The organism is Rhodoflexus sp. (assembly GCF_053489755.1).
The window spans coordinates 32911-46999 of sequence record NZ_JBRCHD010000030.1; the positions used below are offsets into that span (position 1 = coordinate 32911).

Consider the following 14089-nt stretch of genomic DNA (forward strand, 5'->3'; position numbering starts at 1 on the left):
GAAAAAACCTTGCAGATTTGCGCAACCTACAAGGCTTTTTTACCTGACTATCAATTGCTTAGAATACAATACATCTTTGCCGCTTTCGCGCCAAACCGCCGCCTAATTTTAAAGTTGAAACGCGCCTGCATCGTTGCGACCAACGCGCCGTTTGAGATGCTGATCTACATCCGGCGCGTTATTGCCCGTAATGCCTTTGCCGCGCGCCGGACTTGCAGACTGTAATTTAATGATAGGCGTAAATCCGCTTTGGCGGTCGAGCGTAGGCTCTAAGAGGGGATTTTCCGCATCAGTGTTGCGAATACTTGTGCGTTGGTTGCCTACGTTCTGCGTGAGCCACTGTAAGTTGCCGCCTCTGGAAATATGATTAAGATTGCTTTGGATGTTGTAGTGTGTTCCCCAAGGATTAGTGGCGATATTATCAACAAAAAGAGAGTTTTGGAAAACAAACTCTGCGCCTCCAAAAACTCCCGCGCCCTGATGCGCCCGATTATTGAATAGTGTGCAATTCATCAGAGAGCATTTTTGGGAATTAATTGCCATCGCTCCTCCTAATCCCTGATTTTCAGCCACGTTACCAAAGAAAGTGCAGTTTTCCACAAGGGTTGTAAAATTGGCGCCGCTGCCGCTCCACAAACCTGCCCCTTGTCCAAGCGCTCTGTTGTCAATAAAAGCGCAGCGTCGTATTTGGCTATCGCCGTTACCCACGCGCAGGCCGCCGCCTAATCCTCCGTTAGCTGTTCCACAAGTATTTTTTTCAAAAATGCATTCCATAACGTTAATTTTTCCACCATAAACATAAAGGAAAGCTCCGCCACCTTGCGTAGGGCTAAAATTATTTTCAAATACGCATGCCTCGAGAGTTACAAATCCGCTTGTATTAACGGGCGGGTTGCCGTCCGATGCGCCGCCGTCGGTGTATATCGCCCCGCCATGATTGCTGGAACGATTGCCGAAAAAGCCGCAGCGCACCACTCTCAAATTCGTTAGCAAACTGTTAATAGCGCCGCCTATTGTAGCTCGGTTGTTTTCAAAATAAGAGTCTGCAATCGTCAGTTCAGAACTTGAGCCGCCGCGCGCGTAAACCGCGCCGCCGGTTTCTTCGTTGGCAGGGCTTAATCGGGTTTGATTATCAATAAATTGACAGGCGCGGATAGTACATTGATTCCATAAGCCAATCCAGATAGCCGCGCCGCTGCCCGCTTGTCCGCCGTTGCCGCTGCCATCGTTATTGCTGCTGGGCGCCGCCTGACTCAGCGGGCCGCCAGTGGTGCGCCCGTTTCTGAATACGATGCCTTGAATCCCCCAACGGAAAGTGCGGTTGTTGGGGCCTCCTGTGCCGGGCGTATGAGCGCCAACCGAGTACATAATCCGTCTTTCGCCTCGCGCGTCTAAGGTAAGCAATCCTTTGCCGTCAATGACTGTTCCGTGCTTGCTTACGCGAAGCGTTCTATCTACATAAACCGTAACCGGCGCGCCGCCGCTGTTAATTTCTATGCGCCCGCCTTTGTCAAGCGCTTCTTGCAAGGCTTGACGGGTTACGCTTTGGGGCGTACCGTTGCCTACGATGGTTGTCGGGCCAATCGCTTCGGGAAAAACGACCGCAAAATCGCTCGCTTTTTCAAAAGCGTATTTGCTTTGCCAAGCTTGTAATGGGTTTTGCGCTGTGCTTGGAGCAACTTTTTCTTCATCTTTAACCAAAAAGTTACAGGAAACACACATCCAACTGATAAATAAGAAGCTGATAACTGCCGTTTTGTTGCGACTCATACTGACTTACAGGATTAATGCTCAACTACAACGAAAAGAAACTTGATTTATTTTTGCCGCTCAGTTACGGGTAAAAAATGACAGGGTGCGACAAGCCATGCAGCACTTAGGTCAGTCAATAGCCAGACTGCCACACACAGTTTAAGACTACCGATTGGTTAAAATAATTTTCACATGACAAGCGCTTGCGCAAAAAAGGCTGTCCGCAATGGACAGCCTGACTACTCAATTTTTCAGCGAGAAAATTAGCCCTGTGTTACAGGCTCAACCGATACAAAAGAACGGTCTTTGCTGCGCTTAAATCTTACAAGGCCATCTACAAGGGCAAACAGGGTGTGGTCTCTTCCAATACCCACGTTCTTACCCGGATGATGCTTAGTGCCGCGCTGGCGAACGATGATGTTGCCTGCGATTGCCTGCTGGCCTCCGAAAATTTTAACGCCGAGACGCTTGCTTTCCGATTCGCGACCGTTTTTGGAGCTACCTACCCCTTTCTTGTGTGCCATAGTCGTATAAGAGTTTAAACTTATGCGTTGATTTCTTCGATGAGTACTTTGGTAAACTGCTGACGGTGTCCGTTGCGCTTCACGTAAGTTTTGCGGCGCTTCTTCTTGAAAACCACTACTTTCTCGCCTTTGACATGGGCAAGCACTTTACCTGTTACTTTCGCACCCGATACTGTCGGAGTTCCAACGTTTACGGTGCCGTCATTATCTACTAACAATACGCGGTCGAAAGTGAGGGTATCGCCCTCAGCTGCTTCCAAACGATGCGTGTAGATGAAACGGTCTTTTTCTACCTTGAACTGTTGTCCGGCGATTTCTACAATTGCGTACATCTTATTCGTTTTGATAAATGGAAAAAGTGGGGCAAAATTAGCTTAATTATTCCGAACTGCCAAAATGCCCTGCAAAAGTTTTGAGCCTTCGTTGTTACAGTTGATGGCGGACAAAGGCTTCGATTGCCTCATACTCTGCTAGCCCAAGTTTGTCATACATTTCGGCGGTTGCGCGGTTGCGGTCTTCGGCGCGTTGCCAGAACTCGCGGGCATCTGAACCGGGAAACAACGGGCGGTCTTTCTGTGATTGATGCTTGAAAATTGCGCGACGCTTGCGCAGTAGCTCCTGCGGACTGATGGGCACTGCCATTTCGATCTGGTCAATGTCCCATTCCTGCCATGCACCGCGATACAGCCATATGTAACAATCCTTCATCCACTTCTCGTTTTTGAGGCGCTCGCAGGCTTCAAGTACAGCTTGCAAACATACGCGATGCGTACCATGCGGATCGGAAAGATCGCCTGCAGCATAAATTTGATGTGGCTTGATAGATTGGAGCAAATCCATCGTAATCTGAATATCTACCTCTCCAATCGGATTTTTCTTCACGCGCCCTGTTTCGTAGAACGGCAAGTCCAAAAAGTGCATGTTGCTGTCCGGCACTCCGCAGTAGCGGCAGGCTGCTTTGGCTTCGCCGCGGCGAATCATGCCTTTAATCATCTGAACCTCAGGAATATCCACCTGACCGGGCTGTTTGTTGCGAATAAACTCGACGATGGTATTGAACCAATTCTTGACGGCATCGCCCTGCAAGTTTATAGACTTGCTAATGTCGTTCACAAAATCGGCGAAGCGGATCGCATCGTCATCAAAAACGGCAATATTGCCTGAAGTCTGGTAAGCCACGTGTACGTCGTGTCCCTGATCTACGAGGCGGAGCAGTGTTCCTCCCATCGAAATCACGTCGTCGTCGGGGTGAGGGCTAAAAATTACCACTCGCTTGGGGAAAGGCTTGGCGCGCTCGGGGCGGTTGCTGTCGTCTGCATTGGGTTTGCCGCCGGGCCAGCCTGTAATGGTGTGCTGCAACTGATTGAATACCTGAATGTTGATATTATAGGCCGGCCCGTATTCGGTTACAAGTTCGCTCATGCCGTGCTCGGTGTAATCGTTGTCGGTCAGCTTCAAAATTGGCTTGTTTACCTGCTGGCAGAGCCACACCACAGCGCGGCGGGTCAGTTGTGGATTGTTCCAGCGGCAAGGCCCGATCAGCCACGGCGTTTTGATGCGCGTCAGTTCCGCCGAGGAGGCATCGTCCAGCACAACTACGCTGTTGGGATGAGATTGCAGAAACGTTGCAGGGATCATCTCGGTCATATTGCCTTCTACCGTGCTGCGGATCATTTTGGCTTTGCCTTCGCCCCATGCCATGAGGATGATCTTACGAGCTTTTAGGATAGTACCCACCCCCATCGTAATGGCACGTCGCGGCACATTTTCCTCCCCAAAAAAGTCGCTGGCAGCATCAATGCGCGTCAGGCGATCCAAAGTAATCAGACGGGTTACAGACTCTTTTGACGAACCGGGCTCGTTGAAGCCGATATGCCCCGTCCGACCGATACCCAGCAGTTGAATATCAATGCCACCCGCAGCTGCAATTTTCCGATCGTATTCATGGCAAAAAGCATCTACCTGCTCAATAGGAATCGTACCATCGGGAATGTGAATGTTCTGGCGCGGAATATCTACATGATCGAACAAGTATTCGTTCATAAAGCGGACGTAGCTCTGGAGCGAATCAGGCTGCATCGGATAATACTCGTCCAGATTGAAAGTAATTACATTGGAAAAACTCAAGCCTTCTTCGCGGTGCATCCGCACCAACTCGCCATAAACTTTGGTAGGTGTAGAGCCTGTTGCAAGCCCCAACACTGCTATTTCACCTTTTTTTTGCTTGATTTTGATTAGTGCAGCAATCTCCTGTGCCACTGCTTTCGATGCTTCTACCGCATCCGGATAGATCTCTACAGGTATTTTTTCAAATTTCCTGAGTTGATCTAATTCGGCTGTTGTCCGATACTGTCCCATGAGTTTGTGATGATTTGTCGCTCAAAAAAATTTATGTTTGTAAAGCTAATTAAAGCGCCTATGAAAAGCATAAGCATCAACTTTGTTTTCCCTGTGATATTTGTGATGAGCAGCGCCTTATCTGTGTATGCGCAACAGGACAAATTTATAGCAGAATTGCTGGAAAGTCGCCGCGATCTTTTTAGTACTGTCCTAAACGACCCTGCCAAGTATGAGGTGCAGATCATCTACACACAAATAGATCGCGATAAAAAAAATCGCCCGATCCTAACAGACTATACCTACCGATTGGACGATAGCCAATATTTTTACCCGGCAAGCACCGTTAAACTGCCTGCCGCGCTTGTTGCTTTAGAAAAAATCAATCGTTTGAATATTAAAGGACTCAACCGCGACACACCTTTGCGCATAGACAGCGCCTTTACACGGCAAACAGCGGTTGCTAAGGATGAAACCTCGCCTAACGGGCTGCCTTCGATTGGCCATTATATCAAAAAAATATTGCTCGTCAGCGATAATGATGCCTACAATCGCCTCTATGAGTTTATTGGACAGGAAGAACTGAACGAATCGCTGCGTAGCAAGGGCTTCAATGTGCGCATTATCCATCGCCTTTCTGTTGGCGATACAGAAGAAACCGCCCGCTACACGAACCCAATCACTTTTTATCAGGGCGATCAAATCATCTACCAACAGCCCTTAGTGAAAAACGAAAAAATCTATCCTAATACGCTAACCACTACGCTCAAAGGCAAAGGCTATATGAGCTTCCGCAATAATCCCGCAGGAGAACTGATCGAAAAGCCGATGGACTTTGGCGATAAAAACTACTATCCGCTTTCTGCCATGCACGGCATCCTGCGAAGCCTCATGCTGCCCGAAAGCGTACCGCCTGTGCAGCGCTTCAATCTCACCAAAGACGACTACCGTTTCATCTACAAACACATGAGCATGTATCCTAAAGAGAGTGGCGGCTACCCTGCCTACACGGATACTTGCTGCAACTACGACGGCTACTGCAAATTCTTCATGTACGGCGACACTAAACAGCCCATCCCAAAAAACATCCGCATTTTTAACAAAGTAGGCGATGCTTACGGCTACCTATTGGACAATGCCTATATCGTGGACTTTGACAATGGCGTGGAGTTTATGCTGAGCGCTGTCATCCATGTCAATGAAAATGGCATTTTCAATGACGACAAGTACGAATACGAAAGCATTGGTTTCCCTTTCATGGCAAATCTGGGGCGCGTGATTTACGAATATGAACTAAAACGCAAACGCCAGCATAAACCCGATCTGAGCAAATTTAAATTCACTTACTAAGTATGTTACCAATTGACAATCAAGCCCCTGAAAGTGCAACTATCAGGGAACTGCGTCGCCTGTCTAATGGGCTGCTGCTGCTGAGCGAGTCGGAAGCGCCCTTTGAGATTGCAGCGCTTACTGCCTTCCCCGAATGTCCGGAGGGTATGGAAGAAGTCAGCCTCGCCGACGTTCTGGGCTACGCCGCCACCGTTCAGGAATGGCACAGCGCCGAAGACAAAGCCATTGTGGCACGGTTTGCAGCCTTTCAAGATGGTATTTTGCGGCATTTAGACGGTTTGCGCGTCTATAAAAGCATCGAAGGCGGCCGAAAGCAAGTTTGGATCATCGGCAACAGCCCCGAAGGAATTGTCGCCATCAGTACCTCAGTGGTAGAGACATAGGCTGTACTTTTGCCCGACCTTAAACAATTTGCTATGGAATCTCTGATTTATCATACCGAAGGGCGCATTGCCTATATCACGCTCAACCGCCCTGAAAAGCGCAATGCATTCAGCCGTCAGTTAGTCAGTGAACTGAAAGAGGCTTTTGCATCTGCCGCTGCTGATGATACTGTCAAAGTGGTTGTGCTTCGTGCAACAGGCAAGGTATTTTGCGCCGGTGCGGATTTGGACTATCTGCAAAGATTGCAGGGACTTTCTTATGAAGAAAACCTCGAAGATTCTACCTACCTGAAAGACTTGTACCTGCAAATCTATCGCCTGCCCAAAGTAGTGATTGCACAGGTACAGGGCCATGCCATTGCAGGCGGCTGCGGGCTGGTTACTGTCTGCGACTGGGTAGTCAGCGTCCCCAATGCAAAATTTGGCTATACAGAGGTAAAAATCGGCTTCATTCCTGCTATTGTCATGGTATTTCTGCTGCGCAAAATCGGTGAAGGGCGCGCTAAGGAACTGCTCCTCTCCGGCGACCTCATCAGCGCCGAAAAAGCCATGCAGTTTGGATTTGTCAACGAAATTGTTGCGCCTGAAAATCTGCAACAGCGCGTAGAGGAATTGGCGCTGCATCTCTGCACCAGCAACTCGGCAGAAGCCATGACAGCCACCAAACAAATGATTGCCGATGTGCCTGCCATGACCTTAGAAGATGCGCTTGCCTATGCCGCAGCGCAAAATGCAACTGCCCGCGCAACCCCTGATTGCAAACGAGGCATTGCTTCGTTTCTCAACAAAGAGCCGCTTTCGTGGTAAGCGCTCGCGTTTTTACAGCGAAGGATGCTTTTTGTGAAAATCTGTAGCGTCTTGATAGGCTTTGGCAAATCGCAGCAAAGCGCCTTCGCCATAAAGTTTGCCTGTAAAGGTAATGCTTGTTGGCGTACCGTTGTGGAAACCATTGGGAACAACCACCGCCGGATGCCCCGTCAGGTTGGTCAGTGTTAGGTTGCTGCCTGCCCATGAAGGCGCTACATACACATCAATATTTTTCAGTTTTTCCGCCATTTCTTCAATAAGCAGCGTGCGGATGCGGTTGGCTTGGATGTACTCCACCGCCGGAATGAACCTGCCGGCACGGAATACGTTTGGCCAAGCGTTTTTTACCTGACGCACCATCTGGTCGTCCATGTTGGTGCGGGTCAGTTCATCGAATGCCGCTCCGCCTTCGCAACTGATGATCAGCCCCAACTCGCGGATGGGCAGCAACGGCAACTCTATCGGAATCAGTTCTACCCCCATTTCGCGCAATTTTGCCAGCGCAAGCGAATCGTTTTGTTTGAAGGGATAATTGCGTTCAAAATCTGCCTTTACATAACCGATGCGCAAGCCTTTGATACTCTGCGTGCCGTCGTAGTTGAAAGGGAAATTGCGCACGTGTTGATCTTTACCGTCGGGCCCATAGATGGCATTGAATACGACAGCGCAGTCTTCCACCGTGCGAGCAATTGGGCCGATTTTATCCATTGACCATGAAAGCGCCATGCAACCCTCGCGGCTTACCCTGCCGTAGGTCGGGCGCAAGCCAGTTGTGCCGCAGACCGTTGAAGGCGAAACAATAGACCCAAGTGTTTCCGTACCGATAGCGAAAGGCAGCAACCCCGCCGCCACTGCCGCGGCCGAACCTGCCGAAGAGCCGCTTGAACCTTGATTCATATTCCAAGGGTTGCGCGTCATGCCTCCAAACCATACATCGCCCCATGCAAATTCGCCAACGGAAAGTTTAGCAGCCAATACAGCGCCTGCCTCGCGCAAGCGGCGCACAACAGCAGCGTCTGTATCAATCACCCGATTTCGGTAAATAGGCGATCCCCAAGTAGTCGGATACCCTTTGGCAGCCAGTAAGTCCTTTGCGCCGTAAGGAATGCCGTGCAGGATACCTTTGTAGCGCCCCGCCCTGATCTCTGCATCGGCCTGACGCGCCTCTGCCAATGCCCGCTCTTCGGTAAGCGTTACGACACAGAACAATTTTTCATCGTACTTTTTCAGTCTTTCAATAAAAAATTGGGTCAATTCTTCCGATGTAATTTGGCGCGTGCGGATAAGTTCTGCCAGTTGGGTTACTGAATAGAACGCCAACTCCTCGCGATTGGCAGGCAGCGTTACTTTGCCCTGCGGCGACGTTTTAAAAGGCAACTGCTTGGTTTCCATGCTAAAACCAACCGGCAGTGGGTTAAAATCCAGCGCCGAAACTACCTGATTGGGCAGCGGGACGGTTCTCATGCGCGCATAGTTTTCTCTGGCCCGCACCAGTTCATCAATCATAGAGTCGCGCTCGACTTGGGTAAAATCCAGACCGATAATTTTTGCGGCTTCTGCTACAACTGCAGGGGTGATTAGGGCTACATCTGCCCGCCACTGTCTGCCTATAAAAGCACCCAGCGAAAGACAAAAAATAGCAGTCAGCAGCAGCGCTATTTTACTGCGCAGAATTGCGTAAGATTTTACTTTCATGTATTGCGAATCAAAATGTTAAAAGATAACAAAAACTTTTTGCGAAACAACTGATTCTGACAATCATTTGTTAATTTTGGGTAACCTGCAATATTCTGTTACTGCCTGATTTTTTTGTGCCATGACAATGTTGATCGCTATTAAAATTTTGCTGTTTTTAAGCACCTATGCAGTTTTGTTTGCTATGCTGCACAGAGGTGCACGCTCGGCCGCCTATCCAAATCGCTTCCGCAAATCCGATCGCGATACTAATAACGGCGACGATGGAGAAGGCTCGTGGCCCAAGGACTTTCCCAAGTTAGACCTGCCTCCCGGCGTGTATATTCTGCCTCCGGGAGCGCCTGATCCTTCGCAAACAAAAGAGCGCGTTCGCTGAAATTCGCCTGCCTTGATTTTTATTTGCAGGCTGAATAACTATTAGTGAAACGTTTCCTGCTATTTCTTTGGAACTCGCCCACCCTGACCACATGGGGTAGTTTTGCTGCACGGGCGCTTTCCGTGCTGGTGCTTCCGCTTGCACTGCGTCGCTTAGATGCTGCTGAAGTAAGCCTTTGGAATATTCTGCTTTTTATTGTCAGCCTGCAAACGGCTATTGACTTAGGTTTTACACCTACCTTTTCCCGACTGATTGCCATTGCACGGGGCTACAACGACGAGGAGCGGATCGTGCGACTGTACAACACCATGCGCGGTATTTACGCATGGCTGGGCATCGCTGCTTTCGCTTTGTTGCTGCCGGCAGGTACATACTACCTTCGCCCTTTCATCGAAGCACTGAACCGCCCGCAGGCAGGCTGGCAGGCTTGGGCTGTGGTACTGTTCGCATCGCTGATCTACTTGCAAGGCAACCGCTACAAGGCATTTCTGGAAGGGCTGAACCATATCCCCGCGCTGCGGCGCTGGGAGATTCTGACAGGTATTGGCGCAGCATTGACCAACCTCGCAGTGCTGCTTGCAGAGGGCGGCGTACTGGGACTTATTGCCACCAATCAACTCTGGGTACTGGTTGGCGTATGGCGCAACCGCTGGTTAGCACACCATCTGGGCCGAGCGTACACACAACAGAAAATGCCTTTTGCAAAAGAATTATTCACAGAAGTATGGCAGGTTGCTTGGCGTTCGGGGCTGGGTATACTCTTTGCTTTCGGAACGGCACAAATCTCGGTACTGCTGTTTGCCCGCACTGTACCTGCCGCACAAAGCGCATCCTTTACAACAGCTGTGCGTATCCTGCAAATGATTACCGACTTTTCGCTTGCCCCGTTCTACAGTAAACTGCCGCGGCTGGCTTCGCTGTTTGCTGCTAAAGAAATTGGCGTATTGATGGGAGTAGCCCGGCAAGGAATGCAGCGGGCCTATTGGGCCTATCTGCTCCCGTGGATCGCTGCGGGACTGGTCGGCAGGCAGGTGCTGGAGTTCATCGGTAGCAACGTACAGTTTCCCGATCCGCTGCTGTGGGCGTTGCTGGGTATGGGTGGACTCTTGCAAAGGCATGGGGCGATGCACCTGCATTTTTTTACGATCAGCAACCGCATCGTCTGGCACATTGTCAGCAGCGTTACAGGTGCAATTTTCGTTACAGTTGCCTTTTTGCTGGCACCCTACACAGGCATTTTGGCCCAGCCACTCGCCACAATCATTAGTTGTATCCTATTCTACAACGCCTACTGCGCCTATCATAGCTATCGCTTCTGGGGCTTACAATTCTGGCATTTTGAGCAAAAATTATTTATACCGCCGCTGGTAATCGGCATCGCCTACACACTCTACATCGCTTTTTATGCCTGATTTTATGTGTTTTTTGTTATCTTATCTGTGTGGTAAATTGCTTTAAAAAGCATTTGCGATTAGCTTTGAGGAAATTCAATCGTTATTCAGATCATCTTTCAAGCATAAACCCGCTTTTCCTATGAACTGGTTTACCAAGACTCTTACCAGCACCATTGGCCGCAAAGTTATTGTAGCACTTACCGGCTTGTTTTTATGTCTATTTTTAGTAGTTCACCTGTTGGGCAACCTGCAGCTGCTTGCTAACGACGGCGGCAAATCTTTCAACATTTACGCCAAATTCATGTCCGAAAATCCGCTAATCAGGGTGATCTCTATTGGCAACTTTGCCTTTATTTTATTACACATCATCCAGTCTGTAGTACTGACGATGAAAAATAAAAAAGCGCGCCCGGTGCAGTATGCTATCGTTGCCGGCAACAACGCTTCATGGGCTTCGCGCAACATGGGCTTTTTGGGTACTTTCATTCTGCTTTTCATCGTCGGACACCTGAGCCAGTTTTGGTGGCAGGCTAAATTCGGCGATATGCCTATGATAGGCATTGATGGGATGCAGATGAAAGATTTATATCTGGTTGTAAGCAAATCTTTCAAAAACCCGATAATTGTTGCATTATACGTGTTTAGCATGGGCTTTATCGCCTTTCATTTGTCGCACGGTTTCCAAAGCGCATTTCAGACCTTAGGTTTGAATCATGTGAAATATACGCCTCTCATTCAGACAATCGGTCTGGCTTTCTCTATTCTGATTCCGCTCGGCTACGCAGCTATTCCGGTACTGATGTACCTACGCGCAATGTAATTCCTTGCCTCAGACGCAGCATTTTTATCGTGGCTTTTTAGCCTGCTTTCAAACAAATTTGATTCACAAATTATTCATACAATACAAATCCACAGCCGATTATGAAATTAGATGCCAAAATACCGGAAGGCCCTTTAGCCGAAAAGTGGAACAAGCACAAGTTCAACTTGAAATTGGTCAATCCTGCCAATAAGCGCAAGTACGACATTATCGTTGTCGGTACAGGTTTAGCAGGTGCTTCTGCGGCGGCTTCGTTGGCAGAATTGGGCTACAACATAAAAGCTTTTTGCTTTCAGGACAGTCCGCGTCGTGCGCACAGTATCGCTGCACAGGGCGGTATCAACGCTGCCAAAAACTATCAGAACGACGGCGATAGTGTTTATCGCTTGTTTTATGACACGATCAAAGGTGGCGACTATCGCGCACGCGAGGCAAACGTTTATCGCTTGGCTGAAGTGAGTGTAAATATTATTGACCAATGCGTAGCGCAAGGCGTGCCTTTTGCCCGTGAGTATGGCGGCTTGCTGGCTAACCGCTCGTTTGGTGGCGCGCAGGTGTCGCGTACTTTCTATGCCCGCGGTCAAACCGGACAGCAACTCCTGCTCGGCGCTTACAGCGCTATGAGCCGCCAGATAGCTGCCGGGAAGATAAAAATGTATCCGCGTACCGAAATGCTGGATCTGGTAGTACACGAAGGCAAAGCACGCGGCATCATCACCCGCAACTTGATCACAGGCAAAATTGAGCGCCACTCGGCTCATGCTGTTTTGCTCTGTACAGGTGGTTACGGCAACGTATTCTTCCTTTCTACCAACGCTATGGGAAGCAATGCAACCGCAGTATGGCGTGCGCACAAAAAAGGTGCGCTGTTCGGCAATCCTTGCTTTACACAAATTCACCCTACCTGCATCCCTGTTACAGGTGATCACCAGTCTAAACTAACGCTGATGTCTGAATCACTGCGCAATGATGGACGCGTTTGGGTTCCTAAACAGGCAGGTGATACAAGACCGGCATCAGACATTCCGGAAGATGAGCGCGACTATTTCTTAGAACGTAAATATCCTTCATTTGGCAACCTCGTACCGCGCGACGTAGCAAGCCGCAATGCCAAGTATGTTTGCGATGAAGGTCGCGGCGTAGGCGCGTCTAAGCTAGCAGTTTATCTGGATTTTGCAGATGCAATCAAGCGCGACGGGGAGGCGACAATCCGCGCCAAATACGGCAACCTGTTCGATATGTACGAAAAAATTACAGGTGAAAATCCGTATAAAACCCCCATGCGCATCTACCCTGCCGTGCACTACACAATGGGTGGCCTCTGGGTAGATTACAACCTGATGACAACCATTCCGGGTTTGTATGCACTGGGCGAGGCAAACTTTTCTGATCACGGTGCAAACCGTCTCGGTGCATCTGCCTTGATGCAGGGGCTGGCAGACGGCTACTTTATCATCCCGTACACACTTGGCGACTATCTGGCAAACATTGGCTGGAATGATAAAATTGATACTGATCATCCCGCATTTACTGAAGCCGAGCAGAGTGTTAAGCATCAGATAGATACACTGCTCAACATCAACGGTAAGAAAACCGTTGATCAGTACCACAAAGAACTTGGTAAAATTATGTGGGACTATTGCGGTATGTCGCGCAACGCCGAAGGTCTAAAAGGCGCAAAGCAGAAGATCCGAGAGTTGCGCGAGGAATACTGGCAAAACGTACGCGTAGGCGGCAGCAACGAAGAGTTGAACATTACGCTTGAAAAAGCAAACCGTGTTGCCGACTTCATGGAACTTGGCGAGCTGATGGTGGACGATGCGCTGAATCGCGAAGAGAGTTGCGGCGGACATTTCCGCGAGGAGTACCAGACTCCGGACGGCGAAGCACTGCGCAACGATGAAAAATTTGCCTATGTAGCTGCATGGGAATACAAAGGCCCCAAAGAGCAGCCTGTCTTACACAAAGAAGAACTGATCTTCGAGAATGTAAAACTGACGCAACGTAGCTACAAGTAAAAATCCTTGTTTTTATTCATGAACCAAAGACGCTCAAGATATGAACCTGACACTCAAAATCTGGCGACAAAAAAACGCCAACAGTAAGGGCGAACTCAAAACTTATGCAGTCAAAGATATTTCACCCGAAATGTCTTTTCTGGAAATGATTGATGTGTTGAACGAGGAGCTATTGCTCAAGGGAGAAGACCCGATCGCCTTTGACCACGACTGTCGCGAAGGCATCTGCGGCATGTGCGGTCTGGTTATCAACGGCATCGCACACGGCCCCAAAGCAGCGATCACGACCTGCCAGCTCCACATGCGCGAATTCAAGGACGGTGACAGCATCACCGTCGAGCCATGGCGCGCCAAAGCCTTCCCGGTGATGAAAGACTTGATTGTCGATCGTTCTGCCTTTGACCGCATCGTGCAGGCGGGCGGCTATATTTCAGTCAACACGGGACAGGCTCCCGACGCGAATGTCATTCCGGTGCCCAAAGAACAGGCGGACCGCTCCATGGATGCGGCAGCCTGTATCGGCTGCGGCGCGTGTGTGGCGGCGTGTCCCAACGGCTCGGCGATGCTCTTCACCTCGGCAAAACTGGCGCATCTCAACTCGCTGCCTCAAGGTCAGGCTGAGCGCTTCGACCG

At 49.5% G+C, this 14089-nt stretch carries 13 protein-coding genes; 8 read left to right on the top strand and 5 right to left on the bottom strand.

Going from position 1 to position 14089, the window contains the following annotated elements:
- Positions 1-108: 108 nt before the first annotated feature.
- The 4 genes from ACWIP2_RS06975 to nagB form a co-directional block, all read right to left on the bottom strand.
- Positions 109-1770 carry a choice-of-anchor Q domain-containing protein gene (locus tag ACWIP2_RS06975; protein ID WP_448519194.1) on the bottom strand — a complete coding sequence of 554 codons (1662 nt, stop codon included), beginning with the start codon at positions 1768-1770 and terminating at the stop codon, positions 109-111.
- A 245-nt stretch (positions 1771-2015) separates the two neighbouring features.
- Complete coding sequence (gene rpmA, locus ACWIP2_RS06980) at positions 2016-2276, bottom strand: 50S ribosomal protein L27 (RefSeq protein WP_448519195.1); 261 nt, start codon at positions 2274-2276, stop codon at positions 2016-2018.
- A 20-nt stretch (positions 2277-2296) separates the two neighbouring features.
- Complete coding sequence (gene rplU / locus ACWIP2_RS06985) at positions 2297-2608, bottom strand: 50S ribosomal protein L21 (RefSeq protein ID WP_448519196.1); 312 nt, start codon at positions 2606-2608, stop codon at positions 2297-2299.
- A gap of 94 nt (positions 2609-2702) precedes the next feature.
- A complete protein-coding gene (gene nagB / locus ACWIP2_RS06990) occupies positions 2703-4634 on the bottom strand; it encodes a glucosamine-6-phosphate deaminase (protein WP_448519197.1) in 1932 nt (643 codons plus the stop codon).
- 60 nt (positions 4635-4694) lie between these two features.
- On the opposite strand from nagB, the gene ACWIP2_RS06995 reads away from it, so the two are divergent.
- The 3 genes from ACWIP2_RS06995 to ACWIP2_RS07005 are packed head-to-tail and all read left to right on the top strand — an operon-like array spanning position 4695 to position 7153.
- Positions 4695-5963 carry a serine hydrolase gene (locus tag ACWIP2_RS06995; RefSeq protein ID WP_448519198.1) on the top strand — a complete coding sequence of 423 codons (1269 nt, stop codon included), beginning with the start codon at positions 4695-4697 and terminating at the stop codon, positions 5961-5963.
- 2 nt (positions 5964-5965) lie between these two features.
- Positions 5966-6346, top strand: a complete 381-nt coding sequence (locus ACWIP2_RS07000; RefSeq protein WP_448519199.1) for a nuclease A inhibitor family protein — start codon at positions 5966-5968, stop codon at positions 6344-6346.
- Between the two features lie 33 nt (positions 6347-6379).
- Positions 6380-7153 carry an enoyl-CoA hydratase/isomerase family protein gene (locus ACWIP2_RS07005; protein ID WP_448519200.1) on the top strand — a complete coding sequence of 258 codons (774 nt, stop codon included), beginning with the start codon at positions 6380-6382 and terminating at the stop codon, positions 7151-7153.
- Between the two features lie 12 nt (positions 7154-7165).
- Here the strand turns inward: ACWIP2_RS07005 and ACWIP2_RS07010 are convergent, their stop codons facing one another.
- Positions 7166-8848 (bottom strand): amidase, encoded by a 1683-nt coding sequence (locus ACWIP2_RS07010; RefSeq protein WP_448519201.1) that lies wholly within the window; start codon positions 8846-8848, stop codon positions 7166-7168.
- A 121-nt stretch (positions 8849-8969) separates the two neighbouring features.
- Between ACWIP2_RS07010 and ACWIP2_RS07015 the strand changes: the two genes are divergently transcribed.
- The 5 genes from ACWIP2_RS07015 to ACWIP2_RS07035 form a co-directional block, all read left to right on the top strand.
- The gene (locus ACWIP2_RS07015) at positions 8970-9224 is read left to right on the top strand and encodes a hypothetical protein (protein WP_448519202.1); all 255 of its coding nucleotides are present in this window, start codon (positions 8970-8972) and stop codon (positions 9222-9224) included.
- A gap of 44 nt (positions 9225-9268) precedes the next feature.
- A complete protein-coding gene (locus tag ACWIP2_RS07020; protein ID WP_448519203.1) occupies positions 9269-10636 on the top strand; it encodes a lipopolysaccharide biosynthesis protein in 1368 nt (455 codons plus the stop codon).
- A 121-nt stretch (positions 10637-10757) separates the two neighbouring features.
- Positions 10758-11438, top strand: coding sequence for a succinate dehydrogenase cytochrome b subunit (locus ACWIP2_RS07025; RefSeq protein ID WP_448519204.1), 681 nt, complete (start codon positions 10758-10760; stop codon positions 11436-11438).
- A gap of 101 nt (positions 11439-11539) precedes the next feature.
- Positions 11540-13456, top strand: coding sequence for a fumarate reductase/succinate dehydrogenase flavoprotein subunit (locus tag ACWIP2_RS07030; protein ID WP_448519205.1), 1917 nt, complete (start codon positions 11540-11542; stop codon positions 13454-13456).
- Between the two features lie 40 nt (positions 13457-13496).
- Positions 13497-14089: succinate dehydrogenase/fumarate reductase iron-sulfur subunit (locus ACWIP2_RS07035; protein ID WP_448519206.1), on the top strand; the 593-nt coding region annotated here is incomplete at its 3' end.

What these genes read in the sequence shown, in the direction of transcription:
- ACWIP2_RS06975 (WP_448519194.1), bottom strand. Translation starts at nt 1,770, where the DNA reads ATGAGTCGCAACAAAACGGCAGTTATCAGCTTCTTATTTATCAGTTGG.
- rpmA (WP_448519195.1), bottom strand. Translation starts at nt 2,276, where the DNA reads ATGGCACACAAGAAAGGGGTAGGTAGCTCCAAAAACGGTCGCGAATCG.
- rplU (WP_448519196.1), bottom strand. Translation starts at nt 2,608, where the DNA reads ATGTACGCAATTGTAGAAATCGCCGGACAACAGTTCAAGGTAGAAAAA.
- nagB (WP_448519197.1), bottom strand. Translation starts at nt 4,634, where the DNA reads ATGGGACAGTATCGGACAACAGCCGAATTAGATCAACTCAGGAAATTT.
- ACWIP2_RS06995 (WP_448519198.1), top strand. Translation starts at nt 4,695, where the DNA reads ATGAAAAGCATAAGCATCAACTTTGTTTTCCCTGTGATATTTGTGATG.
- ACWIP2_RS07000 (WP_448519199.1), top strand. Translation starts at nt 5,966, where the DNA reads ATGTTACCAATTGACAATCAAGCCCCTGAAAGTGCAACTATCAGGGAA.
- ACWIP2_RS07005 (WP_448519200.1), top strand. Translation starts at nt 6,380, where the DNA reads ATGGAATCTCTGATTTATCATACCGAAGGGCGCATTGCCTATATCACG.
- ACWIP2_RS07010 (WP_448519201.1), bottom strand. Translation starts at nt 8,848, where the DNA reads ATGAAAGTAAAATCTTACGCAATTCTGCGCAGTAAAATAGCGCTGCTG.
- ACWIP2_RS07015 (WP_448519202.1), top strand. Translation starts at nt 8,970, where the DNA reads ATGACAATGTTGATCGCTATTAAAATTTTGCTGTTTTTAAGCACCTAT.
- ACWIP2_RS07025 (WP_448519204.1), top strand. Translation starts at nt 10,758, where the DNA reads ATGAACTGGTTTACCAAGACTCTTACCAGCACCATTGGCCGCAAAGTT.
- ACWIP2_RS07030 (WP_448519205.1), top strand. Translation starts at nt 11,540, where the DNA reads ATGAAATTAGATGCCAAAATACCGGAAGGCCCTTTAGCCGAAAAGTGG.